The 2,411-nt window shown below is 70.0% G+C and carries 2 protein-coding genes and 1 pseudogene; 1 reads left to right on the top strand and 2 read right to left on the bottom strand.

The genetic code is table 11. From position 1 onward, the window contains the following. Positions 1 to 64: 64 nt before the first annotated feature. Positions 65 to 1,018 (bottom strand): carbohydrate ABC transporter permease, encoded by a 954-nt coding sequence (locus tag PROKR_RS10190; protein ID WP_036962807.1) that lies wholly within the window; start codon positions 1,016 to 1,018, stop codon positions 65 to 67. An 11-nt stretch (positions 1,019 to 1,029) separates the two neighbouring features. Then, the gene (locus PROKR_RS10185) at positions 1,030 to 1,989 is read right to left on the bottom strand and encodes a carbohydrate ABC transporter permease (RefSeq protein ID WP_036962806.1); all 960 of its coding nucleotides are present in this window, start codon (positions 1,987 to 1,989) and stop codon (positions 1,030 to 1,032) included. A gap of 110 nt (positions 1,990 to 2,099) precedes the next feature. Here PROKR_RS10185 and PROKR_RS34515 point away from each other — a divergent pair. Then, positions 2,100 to 2,411, top strand: a pseudogene (locus PROKR_RS34515) (alpha-galactosidase); the annotation flags it as partial.

Genomic DNA, 2,411 nt, shown 5'->3' with positions numbered 1-2,411 from the left:
GTGGCCTCGGTCCAGCGGGCGGCGGGCGCGGCCCAGCGCAGGCGCACGGGGCGGGGTGCGCTGGTCACTTGAGCCCCGAGAAGCCGATGGAGTCGACGATCCGGCGGCCGAACGCGAGGAACAGCACCAGCATCGGCAGGGCCGCGACCAGCGTGGCCGCCATGAGGCCGGCCCAGTCGGGGGCGGCCTGGGGCGAGGACTGCTTGAACACGGCCAGGGCGAGCGTGAGCGGCCGGACGCTGTCGTCGCTGGTCACCAGGAGCGGCCAGAAGTAGTCGTTCCACGCGCCGATGAAGCCCAGGATCGACAGGGTGGTCACGGGGCCGGACGTCATGGGCAGCGTGATCTGGAACAGCACGCGCAGGCGGCTGGCGCCGTCGATCAGCGCGGCCTCCTCGATCTCGCCGCTCAGGCCGAGCATGAACTGCCGCAGGAAGAAGATGTTGAACGCCGAGAACAGCGCGCCCGGCAGGATCAGCCCGCCAAACGTGTTGAGCAGGCCCAGGTCCTTGATCAGCACGAAGTTGGGCAGCAGCGTCAGGATGCCCGGCACCATGAGCGCCGTCAGCAGCACGGAGAACACCAGGTCCCGGCCGGGCCACTGCAGGCGGGCGAACGCGTAGGCGGCGATCAGCGAGAAGAACACGACCAGGACGGTCGAGAGCGTCGCGAAGATCAGCGAGTTCATCGCGAAGTGCAGGATGTTGATGCTGGCGCCCGAGCCGCCCTCGGCCAGGGACTCGGCCGACGTGGCGATGCCGAGCACGCGGCGGAACGCGCCGAGCGTGAAGTCCACCGGCAGCAGCGACGACGGGTGCGTGATCAGCGAGTAGTTGTTCGAGAACGACGTCCGCAGGATCCAGTAGAACGGGAAGAGCGTGACCAGCACGACCCCGCCGAGGTAGGTCCAGGCGACGGCGCGCCCCACGCTGGGACGGCGGCCCGACGACGGCTTGCGGCGGGCGGGGACGGCGGGTGCTGCGCCGAGGGCGGGCGGAGCTGTGACGGATGCGGACATGACGGGGTTCCTCAGTTCGTGTCGGACTCGTCGGCGCGCAGCAGGCGCATCTGCAGGAAGGTGATGGTGATGAGCATCGCGAACAGCGCGAGCGACATGGTCGCGGCGTAGCCGAACTCGAACTGGCCGAACGCCTTGTCGTAGATGTAGAGCTGCAGCACGTTCGACGCGCGCGCCGGGCCGCCCTGCGTGGTCACGGCCACGAGGTCGAACACCTGGAACGAGCCGATCACCGTCAGCACCAGCACCATCGCCAGCACGGGCCGCAGCAGGGGGAGCGTGAGGCGGCGGAACATCTGCATCTCGTTGGCGCCGTCGATCCGGCCGGCCTCGTAGACGGTCGGCGGGATGGTCTGCAGTCCCGCGAACACGATGATCGCGTTGTACCCCATGCCCTTCCAGACGCTGATCAGCGCGATCGTGGGGATGGCCCACCTGCTGGAGCCCAGGAAGAAGACCGGGTCGAGGCCGAGCTGGCGGATCGCGATGTTCACGATGCCGAGCTGGGCGTCGAGCATCCAGGACCACGTGGTGGCCGCGACGACCCCGGAGATGAGGAACGGGAGGATGATGACCCCCCGCAGCGCGGTCGACGCCGTCAGCCGGTGCAGCACCACGGCCGTGGTGACCGAGAGGGCCATGCCGATCACGACCGACAGGACCACGAAGTAGGCCGTGACACCGAGCGAGTGCCAGAAGACCTCGTCGGCCACCAGCCGCTTCAGGTTGTCCATGCCGGTCCACTGCGGCGGGGTGAGCACCCGGAAGTCGGTGAAGCTCAGGTAGATGCCGCGCAGGGTGGGGTAGGCGGCGAACGCGAGGAACCCGATGACGGCGGGTGCGATCAGGACCCACGCCAGCCGCGCGTCGCCGCGGTGGGCGGGCGAGCCGGCGCGGTGCACCGGCCCGGTCTTGTGGTCACGCCCGGTCGCGGTCCGTCCGCGCGCCGGGGTGGTGGTGGAGATCGCCATCGGCCTCATCCCTCGTCGTCGAGCTGCAGGAGGTGGGCACCTCGCTTGCCGCCGAAAGCGTAGGGCGACTAAGTTTCCGCTGTCAAGAAAGTCGATTCGGGGTGGTGAAGATGTCTGCTGGTGATGGATACGCGGTGCTGCGCGCGGCCGGAGTGTCGCTCGTGCTCGATCTCGTGGGCGTGATGCCCCAGGTGCTGCACTGGGGTGCGGACCTCGGTGACCTCGGCCCCGAGGGTGTGGACGCGCTGCGCGAGTCCGGGGCCACCGCGCGGGTCGCCAACTCCCCGGAGACGCCCCGTGCAGTCACGCTCCTGCCGGTCGAGCGGGACGCCTGGGCGGGTCTGCCGGGCATCGAGGGTCACCGCGCCGGGACGGCGACGACGCCGCGCCCCGAGCTCGTGGCGGCGGACGTCGAGGTCCCG

It is taken from the genome of Promicromonospora kroppenstedtii DSM 19349 (assembly GCF_000515355.1).
Classification (GTDB): Bacteria; Actinomycetota; Actinomycetes; order Actinomycetales; family Cellulomonadaceae; genus Promicromonospora; species Promicromonospora kroppenstedtii.
This window is presented reverse-complemented; position numbering and strand designations above follow the sequence as displayed.